A 17,606-nucleotide genomic window follows, 5' to 3' on the forward strand; every position below is an offset into this window, starting at 1 on the left:
CGCCTTCCCGGAGAGCGGACGGGCGCGCGGGCCGTGGTCGTGATCCGGAGCCCGGCGGCGGGGGTGTCAGTGGCGTACGGCATGCTTCGACCATGACCTCTCCGCCGCCGCCGAACTCCCCCGAACCGCCCCGAGACGGCGGGGGGTTCGGCCCGCCCCAGAGCTTCGGGCCGCCGCCGGCCCAGCCTCCTGCCCAGCCGCCCGCGCAGCCCTACGGTCAGCCGTACGGGCCGCCGCAGGGTGGGCCGGGCTACGGGCAGCAGCAGGGTTTCGGCCAATACGGGCAGCAGTACGGGCAGCAGTTCGCGCCGCCGATGCCCCCTCCCCCGCCGCCATCGGGCGGCAGCGGCGCGAAGGTGGCGGCGATCGTGGTCGCCGTCGTGCTGGTGGCGGGCCTGGTCGTCGGCGGGATCATCCTGACGTCGAAGGGCGACGGCGGTGACGCCAAGGCCAAGGGGAAGAGCTCGCCGAGCCCGTCGGTGACGTCGTCCGCGCCGTCCACGGCCGCGAGCGAGCCCGGGGGCCCGGCGGACCCCACGCCCTCCGCGTCCGCGAAACCGTCGCTGCCCGGCGACCAGCGGGTGCCGTACGTGGTGCTCAACCCGGGCCAGTGCTTCGACCACCCGAGCCTGAGCACCTCCGGCATCTCCACGGTCGTCACCGTCTCGTGCGACGGCACGCACGACGGCGAGGTGATATCCAACGCGACGCTGACGGGCTCGTTCGACACCGAGCAGGCGATCCAGGACAAGGCCAAGGACCTGTGCGAGCCCGTCGCGCAGAAGCGGGTGGGATCGATATCCGACGGCCGTACGTACTACTCGTATGTGCTGTATCCGGCGAAGCTCACCTACGACCACGGCCAGAACCGGATCACGTGCGCGATCACCCGCAGCATCACGCCGGGTGGCGACAAACTGACGGCGCCGCTGGCGGACTGACGCGGCCCGTCGCGGCGCCGTGGCACGGGCGGGGCGGCGGCCGTAGGGTGGCCGCATGTCGACCCACGCACAGCGCGAACGTCTGCTCCTGGCCGATCTGTTGGAGACCGTGGGCCCCGGCGCCCCGACGCTCTGCACCGGCTGGCAGGCCCGTGACCTCGCCGCCCATGTCGTCGTGCGGGAGCGCCGCTCCGACGCGGCCGCGGGGCTGGTGATCAAGGCGCTGGCCCCGCGCCTGGAGCGGGTGCAGGCCGAGTTCGCCGCCAAGCCGTACGAGGAACTGCTCCAGCTCATCCGCACCGGGCCGCCGCGCCTGTCGCCGTACGCCCTCAAACAGGTCGACGAGGCGGCCAACACGGTCGAGTTCTTCGTGCATACGGAGGACGTCAGGCGCGCCCAGCCGGAGTGGACGCCGCGTGAGCCGGACCCGGTGTTCGCGGACGCCCTGTGGGCCCGGCTGGAGCGGGTGGCGCGGATGCTCGGCCGGAAGTCTCCGGTGGGCCTGGTACTGCGCCGCCCCGACGGCCGTACCGCGGTGGCCCACCGGGGCACGCCGGTGGTGACGGTGACGGGCGAGCCGGGGGAACTGACCCTGTTCGCGTTCGGCCGCCAGGCGGCGGCGCGGGTGGAACTGGACGGCGACGAGAACGCGGTGGCCAAGCTCCAGCAGGCGTCGCTGGGGCTGTAACCGGGAGAGTGAGACGGTCCCGCGCCCCTTCAGGGGCGCGGGAAACCGCGCGGCCGGCCACCGATTGGCCCTCAGCGGGCCGGGTGCCCCGCGGCCCGCAGCGCCGACTTCACATCCGCGATCTTCAGATCCCCGAAGTGGAAGACGGAGGCGGCCAGCACCGCGTCCGCCCCGGCCGCCACGGCCGGGGCGAAGTGCTCCAGCCGTCCGGCGCCGCCGCTCGCGATCACCGGCACGGACACGTGCTTGCGCACGGCCGCGATCATCTCGGTGTCGTAGCCGTCCTTCGTGCCGTCGGCGTCCATGGAGTTCAGCAGGATCTCGCCCGCGCCCAGCTCCGCCGCGCGGTGGGCCCACTCGACGGCGTCGATGCCGGTGCCGCGGCGGCCGCCGTGCGTGGTGACCTCGAAGGAGCCCGCGGCGGTACGCCGGGCGTCGACGGAGAGCACCAGCACCTGGCGGCCGAAGCGCTCGGCGATCTCCTGGATCAGCTCGGGCCGGGCGATGGCCGCGGTGTTGACGCCGACCTTGTCGGCACCGGCGCGCAGCAGCTTGTCCACGTCGCCCGCGGTGCGCACGCCGCCGCCCACGGTCAGCGGGATGAAGACCTGCTCGGCGGTGCGGCGCACCACGTCGTAGGTCGTCTCACGGTCGCCGGAGGAGGCGGTGATGTCGAGGAAGGTGAGTTCGTCGGCGCCTTCCTGACCGTAGATCTTGGCCATTTCGACGGGGTCGCCGGCGTCGCGCAGGTTCTGGAAGTTGACGCCCTTGACGACCCGGCCGTTGTCCACGTCCAGGCAGGGGATGACTCGGACCGCGAGGGTCATGTGCTCGTTGCTCCTCGATACGCTTCCAGTTCCACTTCGACCAGCACACGCGAGTCGACGAAGCCGGAGACGACCACGAGGGTCGCCACGGGCCGCACCGCGTCGAAGAACTCCTTGTGGGCGCGGCCGACCGCGTCCACGTCCCGCGCGTGGGTCAGATACATCCGGGTGCGGAGCACGGACCCGGGGCCGAGTCCGAACTGCTCCAGGGCGGCGAGGGCGTTGGCGAAGGCCGCCTTGGCCTGCTCGTAGGGGTCGCCCTCGCCGTGCAGCACGGAGCCGTTGAACGGCAGGGTTCCGGCCACCAGGACCCGGTCCCCCGCCGCGACAGCGCGCGCACCGCCGAAGGTCTCTTCCCAGGGACTGTCGCTTCGCACGCGCTGCACGGCTTCGCTCATACGGACACTGCCTCCAGGGCCTCTTCCAAGGTGAATGCCTTGGCGTAGAGGGCCTTCCCCACGATGGCGCCTTCGACGCCCTCCGGTACCAGGTTGGCGATCGCCCGCAGATCGTCAAGGGAGGAGACGCCGCCCGAGGCGACCACCGGCCGGTCGGTCGCGGCGCAGACGTTCCTCAGGAGCTCCAGGTTGGGGCCCTGGAGCGTGCCGTCCTTGGCGATGTCGGTGACGACGTAGCGGGCGCAGCCCTCGGCGTCGAGGCGGGTGAGGGTCTCGTAGAGGTCGCCGCCGTCGCGGGTCCAGCCGCGGCCGCGCAGGGTGGTGCCCTGGACGTCGAGGCCGACGGCGATCCGGTCGCCGTGCTCGGCGATGACCTTGGCGACCCACTCGGGGGTCTCCAGGGCGGCGGTGCCGAGGTTGACACGGGTGCAGCCGGTGGCGAGGGCCGCGGCGAGCGAGGCGTCGTCGCGGATGCCGCCGGACAGCTCGACCTTGATGTCCATGGAGCGGACGACCTCGGCGATCTGCGCCCGGTTGTCGCCGGTGCCGAAGGCGGCGTCGAGGTCGACGAGGTGCAGCCACTCGGCGCCGGCGCGCTGCCAGGCGAGGGCGGCGGAGAGCGGGTCGCCGTAGGAGGTCTCGGAGCCGGAGGCGCCGTGGACGAGGCGGACGGCCTGGCCGTAGCGGACGTCGACGGCGGGGAGGAGTTCGAGCTTCGGCATCACGGGGCTCACAGGGTCTCGATCCAGTTGGTCAGCAGCTGGGCGCCGGCGTCGCCGGACTTCTCGGGGTGGAACTGCGTGGCGCACAGCGGCCCGTTCTCCACGGCGGCGACGAAGGGCTCGCCGTGGGTGGCCCAGGTGACCTGGGGCGGCCGGATGTGGTCCGCGGTGATCTCGAAGCCCCACTCGCGCACGGCGTAGGAGTGCACGAAGTAGTAGCGGGTCTCCGCGTCGAGGCCCGCGAAGAGCCGGGAGCCCTCGGCGGGGGTGACGGTGTTCCAGCCCATGTGCGGGACGACGGGCGCCTTGAGCGGCTCGACCGTGCCGGGCCACTCGTCGAGGCCCTCGGTCTCGACGCCGTGCTCGATGCCGCGCTCGAAGAGGATCTGCATGCCGACGCAGATGCCCATGACGGGGCGGCCGCCGGCGAGTCTGCGGCCGACGACCCAGTCGCCGCGGGCGGCGCGCAGGCCCTTCATGCAGGCTTCGAAGGCGCCGACGCCGGGGACGAGCAGCCCGTCGGCGTTCATGGCCTTGTCGTAGTCGCCGGTGATCTCGACGTCCGCGCCGACGTGGGCCAGGGCGCGCTCGGCGGAGCGGACGTTGCCGAAGCCGTAGTCGAAGACGACGACCTTCTTGCGGTCGCTCATGCCCAGACCTCCAGCCGCATCACGCCCGCGACGAGGCACATCGCGCAGCCGATGCCGAGCAGCACGATCACGCCCTTGGGCAGGCCCTGCTTGCAGAACGAGATCATGCCGCCGAGGAGGAAGAGCCCGACGACGATCAGGATGGTGGACAGGCCGGTCACAGGGCGCCCTTCGTGGAGGGAAGGATTCCGGCGGCGCGCGGGTCGCGCTCGCTGGCGTAGCGCAGCGCGCGGGCGAGGGCCTTGAACTGGCACTCGACGATGTGGTGGGCGTTGCGGCCGTAGGGGACGTGCACGTGCAGGGCGATCTGGGCCTGCGCGACGAAGGACTCCAGGATGTGCCGGGTCATCGTCGTGTCGTAGGAGCCGATCATGGGCGCCATGTTCTCGGGCTCGGTGTGCACGAGATAGGGGCGGCCGGAGAGGTCCACGGTGACCTGGGCGAGGGACTCGTCCAGGGGGACCGTGCAGTTGCCGAAGCGGTAGATGCCGACCTTGTCACCGAGGGCCTGCTTGAAGGCGGCACCGAGCGCGAGGGCGGTGTCCTCGATGGTGTGGTGGCTGTCGATGTGCAGGTCGCCGTCGGTCTTGACGGTGAGGTCGAAGAGCCCGTGCCGGCCGAGCTGGTCGAGCATGTGGTCGTAGAAGCCGACCCCGGTCGAGACGTCGACCTGTCCGCTGCCGTCGAGGTCTATCTCGACGAGGACGGAGGTCTCCTTGGTGGTGCGCTCTACGCGGCCCACGCGGTTCATCGGTTGGTCTCCTTGCAGATGTGCCGTTCGCGACGCGCGGTTCGGGGCTCGAACCCCGGGCGATGCAGCAGGCGGCCCACGCCGTTCATCGGCTCTCCTTGCGAATGGTGCGCACGGCGTCGAGGAAGGCGTCGTTCTCGGCGGGGGTGCCCGCGGTGACCCGCAGCCATCCCGGTACGCCGTTGTCCCGGACCAGGACGCCCTGGTCGAGGATCGCCTGCCACGCCTCGTGGCTGTCCGGGAAGCGGCCGAACTGGACGAAGTTCGCGTCGGACTCCGTCACCTCGAAGTCCATGGCCCGCAGCTCGGCGACGATGCGGTCGCGTTCTGCCTTGAGCTGTTCGACATAGGTGAGGAGCGTGTCCGTGTGCTCCAGGGCCGCGAGGGCGGTGGCCTGGGTGACGGAGGACAGGTGGTACGGCAGCCGTACGAGCTGGACGGCGTCGACCACCGCGGAGTGCGCGGCCAGATAGCCGAGCCGCAGCCCGGCGGCCCCGAACGCCTTGGACATCGTGCGGGAGACGACGAGGTTCGGACGGCCCTCGATGAGCGGCAGCAGCGAGGGCCGGTGGCTGAACTCGCCGTACGCCTCGTCCACGACGACCAGGGACGGCTTGGCCGCCTGCGCCGCCTCGTACAGCCGCAGGACGGTGTCCGCCTCGACGGCCGTGCCCGTGGGGTTGTTGGGCGAGCAGACGAAGACCACGTCGGGCCGCTGCTCGGCGATGACGGTGACGGCCGCGTCGGTGTCGATGGTGAAGTCGTCGCGGCGGGGGCCGGGGATCCAGCCGGTGCCGGTGCCGCGCGAGATCAGGGCGTGCATCGAGTACGACGGTTCGAAGCCGATCGCGGTGCGGCCGGGCCCGCCGAAGGTCTGGAGCAGCTGCTGGATGATCTCGTTGGAGCCGTTGGCCGCCCAGACCTGGGCCATGGTGACCTCGTGGCCCGCGGTGCGGGTGAGGTACTTCGCGAGCTCGGTGCGCAGCTCGACCGCGTCCCGGTCGGGGTAGCGGTTGAGGTGCCGGGCGGCCTGCGTGACGCGCTCGGCGATGCGGGCGACGAGGGGCTCGGGCAGCGGGTAGGGGTTCTCGTTGGTGTTCAGGCGTACGGGCACGTCGAGCTGGGGCGCTCCGTACGGGGACTTGCCGCGCAGCTCGTCCCTGATGGGGAGATCGTCGATGCCTGTCACTTACTCGGGGACCTTCCAGTCGAACCTTGCCTTCAGCGCGGCTCCGTGTGCGGGCAGGTCCTCGGCCTCGGCGAGCGTGACCACGTGGTGGGTGACCTCGGCGAGGGCGTCGCGGGTGTAGTCCACGACGTGGATGCCGCGCAGGAAGGACTGGACCGACAGGCCGGAGGAGTGGCAGGCGCAGCCGCCGGTGGGCAGCACGTGGTTGGAGCCGGCGCAGTAGTCGCCGAGGGAGACCGGGGCGTACGGCCCGACGAAGATCGCTCCGGCGTTGCGGACGCGCGCGGCGACCTCGGCGGCGTTCGCGGTCTGGATCTCCAGGTGCTCGGCGCCGTAGGCGTCCACGACGGCGAGGCCGTGGTCGATGTCGTCGACGAGCACGATGCCGGACTGGCGGCCCGCGAGGGCGGGGACGATCCGGTCCTCGATGTGCTTGGTGGCCGCGACCTGGGTCTGGAGTTCCCTCTCGACGTCCTTCGCCAGCTCCTCGGAGTCGGTGACGAGCACGGCGGCGGCCAGCGGGTCGTGCTCGGCCTGGCTGATGAGGTCGGCGGCGACGTGCGCGGGGTCGGCGGTCGCGTCCGCGAGGATGGCGATCTCGGTGGGGCCGGCCTCGGCGTCGATGCCGATGCGGCCCTTGAGCAGCCGCTTGGCGGCGGCGACCCAGATGTTGCCGGGGCCGGTGACCATGTTGACCGGGCGGCAGTCCTCGGTGCCGTAGGCGAACATGGCGACGGCCTGGGCGCCGCCCGCGGCGTAGACCTCGTCGATGCCGAGCAGCGCGCAGGCCGCCAGGATCGTAGGGTGCGGCAGGCCGCCGAAGTCGGCCTGGGGCGGGGAGGCGACGGCCATCGAGCCGACGCCGGCCTCCTGGGCGGGCACCACGTTCATGATCACGGACGAGGGGTAGACCGAGCGGCCGCCCGGCACATAGAGCCCGACGCGGTCGACGGGGACCCAGCGCTCGGTGACGGTGCCGCCGGGCACCACGGTGACGGTCTTGTCGGTGCGCCGCTGCTCGCGGTGGACGATGCGGGCGCGGCGGATGGACTCCTCCAGGGCGGCCCGCACCCCGGGGTCGAGCTCCCGGAGGGCGGCGGTGATCTTCTCGGGCGCGACCCGCACCCGGTCGATGGTGACGCCGTCGAACCGCTCCGCGTAATCGATCAAGGCCGCGGTGCCACGATGATGCACGTCCTCGCAGATGGGCCGCACCTTCTCCAGGGCGGCCTCCACGTCGAGTTCGGCTCGGGGCAGCAGATCGCGGTCGACGCCGGAGGCGGTGCCGCGCAGATCGATTCGGGAGATCACAGGGTCAATTGTCTCAGACACGTCCCGGCACACGGCTCCCTGTACCAATCAGTGATACGCGCCGCCGGGCGCCATGAACCTCTCACCATGGGTGTTCAAGCGGTCACGGGGCGGGAATGGGGACGGTACCGAGTGGTATGCGTGGCGGAAGGGGGCACGGTCCGTGACCGATCCGCACGACGGCGAACCACCCACCGGGCTGGATCTCTCGACCGCCGAATGGGGGATGTGGCAGGCGTTCCGGATGGGCAGCACCCACGATCTGCGTGCCCCGGAGCCCGAGCGCAACGACCCCCGCGGTCCGCACCCCTGGGGCCCGGAGCGCAGTGTGCGCGCCCGGATCGTCGCCCTGCTCCTCCTGGACGGGCCGCCCGCCCAGCCGGGCCGGGTCTCGGCGCTCAAGCTCAACGGCGTACGCATCACGGGCACGCTCGACCTCTCGGGCGGCACCGTCGTCCCGTACGTCGAGGTGATCGGCTGCCGCTTCGACCAGCGGGTGCTGCTGCCGGAGTGCCGCTTCACCACGCTGCGGCTGGTCGGCTGCACCATGCCCCGGCTGGAGGCCGCCAGGCTGCGGACGGAGGGCGATCTGCATCTGACGCGCTGTGTCGTGCAGAACGGCATCCGCCTGACCGACGCCCACATAGGGACCGACCTGCTGCTCAATCAGCTGGTGGTGCGCCGGGACCGGCGGGGGGTGTCGATCGCAGCCGACGGGATGTCCGTCGGGCAGGACCTCCAGGCGGAGCTGATGCGGTCGTACGGCGAGCTGAGCATGCGCGGCGCGACCATAGGGGTCTCGCTCAGCCTGCGCGGCAGCACCCTCAGCAATCCGTACGGGCGGCGGGCGCTGAACGCCCCGCAGATGACGGTCGAGCGCACCCTCTATCTGACGACGGCCGGGTACAGCAGCGCCGCCTTCGCGAGCGGTTTCACTCCGCCGTACGGCATCGTCACCACCCCCGAGCGGGGCACCCGCACGCAGCGCTTCGAGTGCCAGGGCGGGGTGCGGCTGGACGACGGGCGGTTCGGTGACGCGGTGGACTTCAGCCAGGCGCGCTTCGTGCTGGATGCGGACCAGGAGCTGTCGCTGCGCCGGATCCAGACGCCCGAGCTGCGCTTCCTCGGCGAGTGGGGGCAGCGCGGCCGGGTCGTCCTGTCGGGCGCCCGGGTCGTCAATCTCGTCGACCGGGCGGAGAGCTGGCCGGGGCCCGGCGGGCTGGTGATGGCCGGTTTCTTCTACGAGAACCTGATACCGCTGGGCCACTTCCCGTTGAGCGGACGGCTGGAGTGGGTGGCCGCCGCGACCCCGGAGTACGCGCCGGAGCCGTACGAGCGGCTGGCCGGTGTGCTGCGGGACAGCGGGGAGGACGCCGAGGCGCGGGCGGTGCTGCTGGCCAAGCAGCGCAGACGGCGGGAGACGCTGCCGCCGGCGGGCAAGGCGTGGGGGTATCTCCAGGACTGGACGGTGGCGTACGGCTATCGCCCGGGCCGGGCCGCGGTGTGGATGGTGGTGCTGTGGGCCGCGGCCACGGTCTATTTCACCTGCCACCCGCTGGAGCCCATCAAGGAGCACGAGGGGCCCGCGTGGAATCCCGGGCTCTACGCCCTGGATCTCCTGCTGCCGGTCATCGACCTGGGCCAGGGGCAGGCGTGGCGGCCGACAGGAGTGGCGCAGTGGGTGGTGGCGGTCCTGATCCTGCTGGGCTGGGTCCTGGCGACGACGGTGGCGGCGGGGGCGTCCCGCCTGCTGCGCCGCCAGTGAGCGCGGGCCGGGGCACACAGCCGGGGCGGGGGCCGCCGGGGAAAAGCCCCGACCGGCCGACCGTCCAGGCCATTAGGCTACGGGCTGTGACCACCGCGCGCCTCCCCCTGTTTCCCCTCAACACCGTGCTGTTCCCCGGCCTCGTCCTCCCGCTGAACGTCTTCGAGCAGCGCTACCGCGCTCTGATGCGCGATCTGTCGGAGCTGCCGGAGGACGAGCCGCGCCGTTTCGGGGTCGTCGCCATCCGCGACGGCCACGAGGTCGCGCCCACCGCGCCGGGCCTGCCGGAGGGGGCCCGGCCGGAGCCCGGGCCGGCGTCCGGTTTCGGCGCCGATCCGCTGAGGTCGTTCTACTCGGTCGGCTGTGTGGCGGAGGCGGCCACGATCCGCGAGCGCGCGGACGGCACGTTCGAGGTGCTCTCCTCCGGCACGAACCGCTTCCGGCTGCTGTCCGTGGACACCTCGGGCCCGTATCTGACGGGCGAGGTGGAGTATCTGGAGGAGGAGCAGGGCGACGGGGCGGGCGCGCTCGCCACCGGGGTCGTGCGGGCCTTCCGCGCGTACCAGAAGCGGCTGGCGGGCGCGGCGGAGAGCTCGCTCGCCGGGCAGGTGGATCTGCCCGGGGAGCCGTCCGTGCTGTCGTATCTGGTCGCGGCGGCGGCGATGCTCGACACGCCCGCGAAGCAGCGGCTGCTCCAGGCGCCCGACACCGCGAGCAGGCTCGCGGAGGAGCTGAAGGTGCTGCGGGCCGAGACCGCGGTGATCGCCAAGCTGCCGTCGGTGCCCGCGGTGGACCTCACCCAGCAGCCGACCAGCCCCAACTGAGCGCGGCCGGGAGGGCGCGGTGAAGAAGCGGAAGCAGCAGCAGTCCGGAGGGACCCCGGCGATCGTCGCCCTGGAGCGGGCGGGCGTGCCGTTCACGGTGCGCGCGTACGCGCACGACCCCGCCGTGGCCTCCTACGGCGAGGAGGCGGCCGAGGCGCTGGGCGTCGATCCCGGGCAGGTCTTCAAGACGCTGGTGGCGGAGGTGGACGGCGCGCTGACCGTGGCGGTGGTGCCGGTGTCCGGGTCGCTCGACCTCAAGGCGCTGGCGACGGCGGTGGGCGGCAAGCGCGCGGCGATGGCCGACCCGGCGGCCGCCGAGCGCGCGACGGGGTACGTACGGGGCGGGATCTCGCCGCTGGGGCAGCGCAGGAAGCTGCCGACGGTGCTGGACGCGTCCGCGGAGTCGTACGCCACCGTCTGCGTCTCCGCCGGCCGCCGCGGCTTGGAGGTCGAGCTCTCCCCGGCCGGCCTGGCGGCCCTCACGGGCGCGGTCCTCGCCCCGGTCGCCCGGGGCCGGTAGCGGGAGGACGGGGCTCGGGTCCCGTCCTCCCGCCGGCGGCCGGCTACTTCTTCGGGCCGAACTCCTTGTCGATCACCGAGACGAAGTCCTCCTTGGCGATCGGCGGGTTGGCCGAGTTCGGGGTGGTCAGCTTCTTGTCGTTGTGCAGGAGCGTGGGGGTGCCGTTGATGCCGTTCTTGCCGAAGAGCTTGCCCATCTCCAGACCCCACTTGGCGTAGGTGTGGTCGTTGACGTTCTTCTCGAAGTCCTTGTTGCCCTTGAGGGCCGGGACCTGCTGGGCGACGTCGAGGAGCTTCTTGTTGTCGGCGTAGGCGTCGTCGGTCTCCTCGGGGTGGTTCTGCTTGGAGTAGAGCGCTTCCTTGTACTCGACGAACGCCTCGGGGCTGACGTTCAGCGCGGCGCCGAGGGCGCTGACGGCGTTCTTCGAGCCGGAGCCGCCGGCCGGGCCGTCGTCGATGAAGTTGACCATGACGAAGCGGACCTTGTAGCGGCCGTCCTTGACGTCCTGGCGCAGCTGCTCGCCGGAGTTCTGCTCGAACATGGCGCACACGGGGCAGCGCACGTCCTCGAAGAGGGTGAGGGTCTCCTTGGCCTTGGGGTCGCCGATGACGATCTCGTTGCCGTTCTCACCGGTGGTGTTGGCGGGCTTGACGAGGTCCTTCTTCGCCATGGCCGCCCACTCGCCCTTGCCGGAGCCGCCCTTGTCGTTCATGTTGGACACGGCGTAGCCGATGCCGCCCGCTATCGCGAGGACGACGACGATCGACCCGGCGACGAAGAACTGGCGGCGGGCCTTGTCCTTCTTGACCTGGCGTTCGCGCTCGACGCGCAGCCGCTCGCGGGCGGCCTGCTTGTTCTGGGGGTTGTTGCGGTTGCTCATGATGTCTTCTCCGGTGACGTACGGATGGGTGGGGGACCGCTGTGCTGGGGGCAGTGCGTCAGGCAGCTGCGAGGCACAGGGGCGGTCCGCGCCGTACGACGGAGTGGACGAGGAGCGGGAGGGTGCGCGGGGGCGGCACGCGGCGGGCGGGGCGGCCCGGGGCCCGGTGGGGCCGGGCGCCCGCGGTGAGCGCGGCGACGGCCAGCAGCAGCGGGCGGAAGGCGAACGCGGCCACCGCGCGCAGCAGCCGGGCCAGGGCCACCTCGCCGCGCCGCAGCCAGGCGGCGGCCAGCAGGCCCACAGTGATGTGGCAGGCGAGCAGCAGCCAGGGCAGGGCGGCGGAGTCCGCGCCGGTGGCGGGGGCGCCCTGCCCGGCGATGTGGGCGATCGGGGTGCCGAAGTCGCCGCCGCGGCAGACCAGGTCGACGCCGATGGAGTGCAGCGGGCCCGCTATCGGCCCGCCCGCCCGTCCGTAGCACGCCTGCTGGCCGGTGGTGAAGACGGTGTCGGCCGTCAGCTCCAGCGGGATGAGCAGGGAGGCGATCCGCCCGTATCCGCGCTCACGGTCGGCCAGCGCGTAGGCGATCGCGAAGAACGCGACGGACAGCACGGCGACGGTGGTCAGGGGCAGCGGGGCCCGGGAGAGCAGGACGTGGGAGGCGGCGGAGAGCGTGACGCAGAGTGCCGTGAAGAGCGTCGCACGCAACGCCCTCAGTCGAACTCCCGTCCCCTCCATGAAGCGGAAGTTTGCCACGCTCTCGGGTAAGTGTCGTGTCAAGATTCGGCATCGTTGGCGGGGACGGGACGCCTGGGGCGCAGGGGGCCGAAGAGGTCAGGACTTCAGCTTCTCGTCGAGCGCCTTGGTGAGCTGGTCCGGGGTGATCGGGGCGTTCTTGCCGTCCGGCCCGGTCAGCTTCTTGCCGTCGAGCTTGACGGTCGGGGTGCCGGTGATGTCCTTGTGGGTGTCGAAGGCGTCGGACACCTCCAGGGCCCACTTGTCGAAGGTGCCGTCCTCGACGTTCTTGCGGAAGTCGGCGTTGCCCTTGAGCGCCGGGACCTGGTCCGCGATCTTCAGCAGGACGTCGTCCTTGGCGAAGTCGTCCTTCGTCTCCTGCGGGTGGTTGTCCTTGGCGTAGAGGGCCTTGTTGTACGCGCTGAACGCCTCGGGGCTGACGTTGAGGGCGGCGCCGAGCGCGCTGAGGGCGTTCTTGGAGCCGGTCCCGTTGAGGTTGCGGTCGATGAAGGTCGCGACGTGGTACGAGACCTTGTACTTGCCGTCCTTGACGTCCTTGTCGATCGTCCCGCCGACGTTCTGCTCGAAGACCGAGCAGATCGGGCAGCGCATGTCCTGGAAGAGGTCCAGGGTGTGCTTGGCCTTCTGATCGCCGATGACGATCTCGGTGCCCTTGTCGCCCGCGGTGTTGGCGGGCTTGACGAGGTCCTTCTTCGCGGCGGCGGTCCAGGCGGAGTCCGAGCCGCTCTTGCCCATCTGGGAGACGGCGACGCCGATGCCCGTGGCGACGGCGAGGATCGCGACGACCGAGCCGCCGACGACGAGCTGGCGGCGCGTCCTGTCCTTCTTGGCCTGGCGCTCGCGCTCGGCGCGCAGCCGCTCGCGGGCGGCCTGCTTGTTCTGCTGGCTGTTGCGCTTGCTCATGGGTGACTTCTCCGTGTGTGGTGCTGTGGTCCTTCTCTGCTCAGGCGGGGGCGGCGCCGAGCGGCGGACCACGGCGGACGACGGAGTGCGTCAGCCAGGGCGGGGTGTGGGGCACGCGCGCGTGGCGCACGGGCCTTACGCGCGCGCCGCCCGGCCGTACGGCCAGGGGGGCGGCGGCGGGCGGGAGGGGCCGGAAGGCGGCCGCCGCGACGGCGGTCAGCAGCCGGACGGCGGCGGCCTCGCCGCGGCGCAGCCAGGCGGCGGCCAGCAGGCCCACGGCGATGTGCCCGGCGAGGAGCAGCCAGGAGGCGGTGTCCGGGCCGGTGACCGGTGCGAAGGGGCCGTGGAGCGCTCCCCCGCCGCAGAGCGCGGTGAGCGCGCCGGGGACGGGGTGGCCGTCCGTGCCGAAGCAGGTGCGCTGTCCCGTGGTGAAGACGGCGTCGGCGGCCAGTTCCAGGGGGACGAGCAGGGCGGCGATGTGGCCGAAGGGGCGCTCGCGGCCCGCGAGGGCGTAGGCGAGCGCGAAGACGGCGGCCGAGGTGGCGGCGACGGCCGGCAGGGGCAGGGCGACGCCGGACAGCAGGACATGGGAGGCAGCGGACAGCAGCACGCACAGCGCCGTGAAGACCGCCGCCCGCGCCGCCCTCGGGGCCGCCGCCGAAATGTCCATGACTGACGAGTCTGTCATGGGTCCCGGGTAAACGTCGACCAAAGCCCCGAGGCGTCCCGGCGGGCCCTCGGCTGTCAGTGGGGGCCGGTAACCTTCAATGCTGTCTCCCCGCTGTCGCCGACCGTTCGCCGGAGGTCTTCCACCGTGACCAAGCCGCCCTTCACGCACCTGCACGTACACACGCAGTACTCCCTGCTGGACGGTGCCGCGCGGCTCAAGGACATGTTCAACGCGTGCAATGAGATGGGCATGACCCACATCGCGATGTCCGACCACGGCAACCTCCACGGGGCGTACGACTTCTTCCATCAGGCCAAGAAGGCGGAGATCACGCCGATCATCGGCATCGAGGCGTATGTGGCGCCCGAGTCCCGGCGCAACAAGCGGCGCATCCAGTGGGGCCAGCCGCACCAGAAGCGCGACGACGTGTCCGGTTCGGGTGGTTATACGCATAAGACGATCTGGGCGGCGAACAAGACGGGCCTGCACAACCTCTTCCGGCTGTCCTCCGACGCCTATGCCGAGGGCTGGCTGACCAAGTGGCCCCGTATGGACAAGGAGACGATCTCCAAGTGGTCGGAGGGCCTGATCGCCTCCACCGGCTGCCCGTCGGGCGAGGTGCAGACCCGGCTGCGGCTCGGCCAGTTCGACGAGGCCGTGCAGGCCGCCAGTGACTACAAGGACATCTTCGGCGAGGGCCGGTATTTCCTGGAGCTGATGGACCACGGCATCGAGATCGAGCGCCGGGTCCGCGACGGCCTGCTGGAGATCGGCAAGAAGCTCGGCATCCCGCCGCTGGTCACCAACGACTCGCACTACACCTACGCGCACGAGGCGGCCGCCCACGACGCCCTGCTGTGCATCCAGACCGGCAAGAACCTCTCCGACCCGGACCGCTTCCGCTTCGACGGCACCGGTTACTACCTGAAGTCGACGGAGGAGATGTACGCCATCGACTCCTCCGACGCCTGGCAGGAGGGCTGCGCCAACACCCTCCTCGTCGCGCAGCAGGTCGACACCACGGGCTGGTTCGAGAAGCGCGACCTGATGCCGAAGTTCGACGTGCCGGAGGGGCACACCGAGACCAGCTGGTTCCGCGAGGAGACCATGCGCGGCATGGCCCGCCGCTACCCCGGTGGCATCCCGGAGGACCGCCTCAAGCAGGTCGAGTACGAGATGGACATCATCATCTCGATGGGCTTCCCGGCCTACTTCCTCGTGGTCGCCGACTTCATCATGTGGGCCAAGAACAACGGCATCGCGGTCGGCCCCGGCCGGGGCTCCGCGGCCGGCTCGATCGTCGCCTACGCCATGGGCATCACCGACCTCGACCCCATCGAGCACGGCCTGATCTTCGAGCGCTTCCTCAACCCCGAGCGCATCTCCATGCCCGATGTCGACATCGACTTCGACGAGCGCAGGCGCGCCGAGGTGATCCGCTATGTGACCGAGAAGTACGGCGCCGACAAGGTCGCCATGATCGGCACCTACGGCACCATCAAGGCCAAGAACGCGATCAAGGACTCGGCCCGCGTGCTGGGTTATCCGTACGCGATGGGCGACCGCCTCACCAAGGCGATGCCCGCCGACGTCCTCGGCAAGGGCATCCCGCTCTCCGGCATCCTCGACCCCTCCCACCCGCGCTACGGCGAGGCCGGCGAGATCCGCGGGATGTACGAGAACGAGCCGGACGTCAAGAAGGTCATCGACACCGCCCGCGGCGTCGAGGGCCTCGTCCGGCAGATGGGCGTGCACGCGGCCGGCGTGATCATGTCCAGCGAGACGATCACCGACCACGTCCCGGTCTGGGTCCGGGCCTCCGACGGCGTGACCATCACGCAGTGGGACTACCCGAGCTGTGAGTCGCTCGGCCTGCTGAAGATGGACTTCCTGGGCCTGCGCAACCTCACCATCATGGACGACGCCGTCAAGATGGTGAAGGCCAACAAGGGCGTCGAGCTGGACCTGCTGCAGATCCCGCTGGACGACCCGACGACGTACGAACTGCTCTGCCGCGGTGACACGCTCGGTGTCTTCCAGTTCGACGGCGGGCCGATGCGCTCGCTGCTGCGCCTGATGAAGCCCGACAACTTCGAGGACATCTCCGCCGTCTCGGCCCTCTACCGGCCGGGCCCGATGGGCATGAACTCGCACACCAACTACGCGCTGCGCAAGAACGGCCAGCAGGAGATCACGCCGATCCACCCGGAGCTGGAGGAGCCCCTCAAGGAGGTCCTCGGCGTCACCTACGGCCTGATCGTCTATCAGGAGCAGGTGCAGAAGGCCGCCCAGATCATCGCCGGTTACTCCCTGGGCGAGGCCGACATCCTCCGCCGCGTCATGGGCAAGAAGAAGCCCGACGAGCTGGCGAAGAACTTCGTCTTCTTCAAGGAGGGCGCGCAGAAGAAGGGCTTCTCCGAGGAGGCCATCCAGGCCCTGTGGGATGTCCTGGTGCCCTTCGCCGGCTACGCCTTCAACAAGGCCCACTCCTCGGCGTACGGCCTGGTCACCTACTGGACGGCCTATCTCAAGGCCAACTACCCCGCCGAGTACATGTCCGCGCTGCTCACCTCGGTGCGCGACGACAAGGACAAGTCGGCGATCTATCTCAACGAGTGCCGCCGCATGGGCATCAAGGTGCTCCCGCCGAATGTCAACGAGTCCGAGGCCAACTTCGCGGCCCAGGGCGACGACGTGATCCTCTTCGGCCTCACCGCCGTCCGCAACGTCGGGCAGAACGTGGTGGACTCGATCATCCGCTGCCGCAAGTCCAAGGGGAAGTACAGCTCCTTCCCCGACTTCCTCGACAAGGTCGAGGCCGTCGTCTGCAACAAGCGCACCGTCGAATCGCTGATCAAGGCCGGCGCCTTCGACGAGATGGGCCACACCCGCAAGGGCCTCACCGCGCACTACGAACCGATGATCGACAACGTGGTGCAGGTCAAGCGCAAGGAGGCCGAGGGGCAGTTCGACCTCTTCGGCGGCATGGGCGACGAGAGCGCCGACGACGGCCCCGGCTTCGGCCTGGACGTGGAGTTCTCCGACGTCGAGTGGGAGAAGGCGTATCTGCTGGCGCAGGAGCGCGAGATGCTCGGCCTCTATGTCTCCGACCACCCGCTCTTCGGCATCGAGCACATCCTCAACGACAAGGCCGACGCGGCCATCTCGCAGCTCACCGGCGGTGAGCACGCGGACGGCGCGATCGTCACCATCGGCGGCATCATCTCGGGCCTCCAGCGCAAGATGACCAAGCAGGGCAACGCCTGGGCCATCGCCACCGTGGAGGATCTGGCCGGTTCCATCGACTGCATGTTCTTCCCGGCCACCTATCAGCTGGTCTCCACCCAGCTCGTCGAGGACGCCGTCGTCTTCGTCAAGGGCCGGCTGGACAAGCGCGAGGACATCCCGCGCCTGGTCGCCATGGAGCTGATGGTCCCCGACCTCTCCAACGCGGGCACCAACGCCCCTGTGGTGATCACGATCCCGACGGTGAAGGTCACCCCGCCCATGGTGGAGAAGCTCGGTCAGGTGCTCACCCACCACCGCGGCTCCACCGAGGTGCGCATCAAGCTCCAGGGCCCGCGCAAGACGACCGTGCTGCGCCTGGACCGCCACCGGGTCAACCCCGACCCGGCGCTCTTCGGTGACCTCAAGGTGCTGCTCGGCCCGTCCTGCCTGGCCGGCTGAACCCCCTGCTCCGCCCACGAGGGGGGGGGGGGGGGGGGGGGGGGGGGGGGGGCGGCGGGTGGGGGGGGGGGGGGGGGGGGGGTGGGGGGGGGGGGGGGCGGGGGGATGGGGTGGGTTCCTACTTAG

General features: G+C 71.0%; 18 protein-coding genes. 6 read left to right on the forward strand and 12 right to left on the reverse strand.

The genetic code is table 11. The annotated features are described in order from the left end of the window. The first annotated feature begins 92 nt into the window (after nucleotides 1-92). The gene (locus tag ACZ4A5_RS00610) at nucleotides 93-941 is read left to right on the forward strand and encodes a hypothetical protein (protein ID WP_467576553.1); all 849 of its coding nucleotides are present in this window, start codon (nucleotides 93-95) and stop codon (nucleotides 939-941) included. A 55-nt stretch (nucleotides 942-996) separates the two neighbouring features. Next, on the forward strand, nucleotides 997-1,629 hold the full coding sequence (locus tag ACZ4A5_RS00615) for a TIGR03085 family metal-binding protein (protein ID WP_467576556.1): 633 nt from the start codon (nucleotides 997-999) through the stop codon (nucleotides 1,627-1,629). A 71-nt stretch (nucleotides 1,630-1,700) separates the two neighbouring features. Here ACZ4A5_RS00615 and hisF read toward each other — a convergent pair whose 3' ends face one another. The 8 genes from hisF to hisD form a co-directional block, all read right to left on the reverse strand. Next, on the reverse strand, nucleotides 1,701-2,456 hold the full coding sequence (gene hisF, locus ACZ4A5_RS00620; RefSeq protein ID WP_467576559.1) for an imidazole glycerol phosphate synthase subunit HisF: 756 nt from the start codon (nucleotides 2,454-2,456) through the stop codon (nucleotides 1,701-1,703). Next, nucleotides 2,453-2,854, reverse strand: a complete 402-nt coding sequence (locus tag ACZ4A5_RS00625) for a Rid family hydrolase (RefSeq protein WP_361529593.1) — start codon at nucleotides 2,852-2,854, stop codon at nucleotides 2,453-2,455. Before ACZ4A5_RS00625 ends, hisF begins: the two co-directional genes overlap by 4 nt. Further along, complete coding sequence (gene priA, locus ACZ4A5_RS00630) at nucleotides 2,851-3,576, reverse strand: bifunctional 1-(5-phosphoribosyl)-5-((5-phosphoribosylamino)methylideneamino)imidazole-4-carboxamide isomerase/phosphoribosylanthranilate isomerase PriA (RefSeq protein ID WP_467577235.1); 726 nt, start codon at nucleotides 3,574-3,576, stop codon at nucleotides 2,851-2,853. The genes ACZ4A5_RS00625 and priA overlap by 4 nt, the downstream gene beginning before the upstream one ends. 8 nt (nucleotides 3,577-3,584) lie before the next feature. Continuing rightward, a complete protein-coding gene (gene hisH, locus ACZ4A5_RS00635) occupies nucleotides 3,585-4,226 on the reverse strand; it encodes an imidazole glycerol phosphate synthase subunit HisH (protein WP_467576562.1) in 642 nt (213 codons plus the stop codon). Next, on the reverse strand, nucleotides 4,223-4,387 hold the full coding sequence (locus ACZ4A5_RS00640) for a hypothetical protein (protein WP_467576565.1): 165 nt from the start codon (nucleotides 4,385-4,387) through the stop codon (nucleotides 4,223-4,225). Before ACZ4A5_RS00640 ends, hisH begins: the two co-directional genes overlap by 4 nt. Further along, on the reverse strand, nucleotides 4,384-4,977 hold the full coding sequence (gene hisB / locus ACZ4A5_RS00645) for an imidazoleglycerol-phosphate dehydratase HisB (RefSeq protein WP_361529602.1): 594 nt from the start codon (nucleotides 4,975-4,977) through the stop codon (nucleotides 4,384-4,386). The genes ACZ4A5_RS00640 and hisB overlap by 4 nt, the downstream gene beginning before the upstream one ends. An 85-nt stretch (nucleotides 4,978-5,062) precedes the next feature. Then, a complete protein-coding gene (locus ACZ4A5_RS00650; protein WP_467576568.1) occupies nucleotides 5,063-6,166 on the reverse strand; it encodes a histidinol-phosphate transaminase in 1,104 nt (367 codons plus the stop codon). Further along, entirely contained in the window at nucleotides 6,167-7,477 is a 1,311-nt protein-coding gene (hisD, locus tag ACZ4A5_RS00655) for a histidinol dehydrogenase (RefSeq protein ID WP_467576570.1), read from the reverse strand. Between the two features lie 163 nt (nucleotides 7,478-7,640). Here hisD and ACZ4A5_RS00660 point away from each other — a divergent pair, with 163 nt between their 5' ends. The 3 genes from ACZ4A5_RS00660 to ybaK all read left to right on the forward strand — a co-directional run bounded on the left by ACZ4A5_RS00660 (nucleotide 7,641) and on the right by ybaK (nucleotide 10,586). Further along, nucleotides 7,641-9,242, forward strand: a complete 1,602-nt coding sequence (locus ACZ4A5_RS00660) for an oxidoreductase (protein WP_467576573.1) — start codon at nucleotides 7,641-7,643, stop codon at nucleotides 9,240-9,242. Nucleotides 9,243-9,328: 86 nt separating this feature from the next. Next, entirely contained in the window at nucleotides 9,329-10,066 is a 738-nt protein-coding gene (locus ACZ4A5_RS00665) for an LON peptidase substrate-binding domain-containing protein (RefSeq protein WP_467576576.1), read from the forward strand. Between the two features lie 19 nt (nucleotides 10,067-10,085). After that, nucleotides 10,086-10,586, forward strand: coding sequence for a Cys-tRNA(Pro) deacylase (gene ybaK, locus ACZ4A5_RS00670; RefSeq protein ID WP_467576579.1), 501 nt, complete (start codon nucleotides 10,086-10,088; stop codon nucleotides 10,584-10,586). Nucleotides 10,587-10,629: 43 nt separating this feature from the next. Here the strand turns inward: ybaK and ACZ4A5_RS00675 are convergent, their stop codons facing one another. The 4 genes from ACZ4A5_RS00675 to ACZ4A5_RS00690 all read right to left on the reverse strand — a co-directional run bounded on the left by ACZ4A5_RS00675 (nucleotide 10,630) and on the right by ACZ4A5_RS00690 (nucleotide 13,811). Next, entirely contained in the window at nucleotides 10,630-11,466 is an 837-nt protein-coding gene (locus ACZ4A5_RS00675) for a DsbA family protein (protein ID WP_467576582.1), read from the reverse strand. A 58-nt stretch (nucleotides 11,467-11,524) separates the two neighbouring features. Further along, nucleotides 11,525-12,202, reverse strand: coding sequence for a hypothetical protein (locus ACZ4A5_RS00680; protein ID WP_467576585.1), 678 nt, complete (start codon nucleotides 12,200-12,202; stop codon nucleotides 11,525-11,527). A gap of 96 nt (nucleotides 12,203-12,298) precedes the next feature. Continuing rightward, a complete protein-coding gene (locus ACZ4A5_RS00685; RefSeq protein WP_467576587.1) occupies nucleotides 12,299-13,123 on the reverse strand; it encodes a thioredoxin domain-containing protein in 825 nt (274 codons plus the stop codon). A 40-nt stretch (nucleotides 13,124-13,163) separates the two neighbouring features. Continuing rightward, the gene (locus ACZ4A5_RS00690; RefSeq protein WP_467576589.1) at nucleotides 13,164-13,811 is read right to left on the reverse strand and encodes a hypothetical protein; all 648 of its coding nucleotides are present in this window, start codon (nucleotides 13,809-13,811) and stop codon (nucleotides 13,164-13,166) included. A 126-nt stretch (nucleotides 13,812-13,937) separates the two neighbouring features. Between ACZ4A5_RS00690 and dnaE the strand changes: the two genes are divergently transcribed. Then, a complete protein-coding gene (dnaE, locus tag ACZ4A5_RS00695; RefSeq protein ID WP_467576591.1) occupies nucleotides 13,938-17,480 on the forward strand; it encodes a DNA polymerase III subunit alpha in 3,543 nt (1,180 codons plus the stop codon). Nucleotides 17,481-17,606 lie beyond the last annotated feature (126 nt).

The organism is Streptomyces sp. NPDC025618 (assembly GCF_055558795.1).

What these genes read in the sequence shown, in the direction of transcription:
- ACZ4A5_RS00610 (WP_467576553.1), top strand. Translation starts at nt 93, where the DNA reads ATGACCTCTCCGCCGCCGCCGAACTCCCCCGAACCGCCCCGAGACGGC.
- ACZ4A5_RS00615 (WP_467576556.1), top strand. Translation starts at nt 997, where the DNA reads ATGTCGACCCACGCACAGCGCGAACGTCTGCTCCTGGCCGATCTGTTG.
- hisF (WP_467576559.1), bottom strand. Translation starts at nt 2,456, where the DNA reads ATGACCCTCGCGGTCCGAGTCATCCCCTGCCTGGACGTGGACAACGGC.
- ACZ4A5_RS00625 (WP_361529593.1), bottom strand. Translation starts at nt 2,854, where the DNA reads ATGAGCGAAGCCGTGCAGCGCGTGCGAAGCGACAGTCCCTGGGAAGAG.
- priA (WP_467577235.1), bottom strand. Translation starts at nt 3,576, where the DNA reads ATGCCGAAGCTCGAACTCCTCCCCGCCGTCGACGTCCGCTACGGCCAG.
- hisH (WP_467576562.1), bottom strand. Translation starts at nt 4,226, where the DNA reads ATGAGCGACCGCAAGAAGGTCGTCGTCTTCGACTACGGCTTCGGCAAC.
- hisB (WP_361529602.1), bottom strand. Translation starts at nt 4,977, where the DNA reads ATGAACCGCGTGGGCCGCGTAGAGCGCACCACCAAGGAGACCTCCGTC.
- ACZ4A5_RS00675 (WP_467576582.1), bottom strand. Translation starts at nt 11,466, where the DNA reads ATGAGCAACCGCAACAACCCCCAGAACAAGCAGGCCGCCCGCGAGCGG.
- ACZ4A5_RS00680 (WP_467576585.1), bottom strand. Translation starts at nt 12,202, where the DNA reads ATGGAGGGGACGGGAGTTCGACTGAGGGCGTTGCGTGCGACGCTCTTC.
- ACZ4A5_RS00685 (WP_467576587.1), bottom strand. Translation starts at nt 13,123, where the DNA reads ATGAGCAAGCGCAACAGCCAGCAGAACAAGCAGGCCGCCCGCGAGCGG.
- ACZ4A5_RS00690 (WP_467576589.1), bottom strand. Translation starts at nt 13,811, where the DNA reads ATGACAGACTCGTCAGTCATGGACATTTCGGCGGCGGCCCCGAGGGCG.